The sequence below is a fragment of the Pseudochrobactrum sp. AO18b genome, assembly GCF_000409565.1.
In the GTDB taxonomy this organism is placed as follows: domain Bacteria; phylum Pseudomonadota; class Alphaproteobacteria; order Rhizobiales; family Rhizobiaceae; genus Pseudochrobactrum; species Pseudochrobactrum saccharolyticum.
The window spans coordinates 1-950 of record NZ_ANNO01000383.1; the positions used below are offsets into that span (position 1 = coordinate 1).

Annotated in this window: 1 pseudogene; it reads right to left on the bottom strand. The window is 52.4% G+C overall.

The features are described from left to right. Positions 1–689 precede the first annotated feature (689 nt). Positions 690–950 (bottom strand): annotated as a pseudogene (locus tag A918_RS22225) (hypothetical protein); the annotation flags it as partial.

Consider the following 950-nt stretch of genomic DNA (forward strand, 5'->3'; position numbering starts at 1 on the left):
GCGCCACTTGAAATCGTTCATCAAAAGTCTCGCTGAAAATTGTCAGCATTCTTTCGGACATCGGCAAAATTTTTGCAACAGAGCCTTTCCGTGGAACCTGAAGCTTACTGTAGACGGCGGTATGATCGTCGAGCGCATTTATTGGCAAATAGTCAAAGCTATCGGTAACTTATGAATGTGAAATTATAATCACCGATTAGATGAAAGTCAGATGCAAAAACCAAACATTTATACGTGGCAGACACATACTCTGTCGTTTAACTTCGCATAGTCCAGTTCCATAAGATAGATTATCTGATTTTTCATGAATATCTGTTATAAAACAATAAAAGTGAAAAAATTGTCACGTCGTCGTGTGCGGTTGCGCCCTTTGTCTGACAGCCATCAGCCGACGGGCTTGAATCTCCCTCGCTCAACGTTTGGGTGCAGGAGTGGTCCACGCGACTCCGGGCAATTGAAGAGCCGCTTCGGCCGGAGCTGATCGATTGGGTGTCACGGCCGTCGTCAGGGAAAAATGGGGTTCGACCGTCATTGGGGATCGCGCGCCTCAAGGTTGCGACACCGGTCGCACCCCAATCCCGCTTCTTGTGATGGCGTCCTGGACCAGGTCCGGATCTCCGTCGATCAACCCGCAGGGGGTCGGCTAGCAAGCTGCCGCCGTTTCGTCTTCGCGGTGATCGCGACCGTCCCTATTCCTTTGAGGAGCCATCAGTGGGAATTGGCCCGCTTCCGATGGAGCCTCTCAAATGTCGCACGATCTTTCCCTCGCACAGTCCCACGCCTTCCAGCTTTCCTGCGACCTCATGGTCCCGGTCACCGTATTCGAGGTCGACGGCGAATACGGCGTCCTTCCTTCTGACGAGATCGACGCAAGTGACGACCTCGAGATCATTCATGAATTCCATCCATTCGGGGCTCATTGAGCCCCGCTTTGCCGTTCCGGCTGCCGC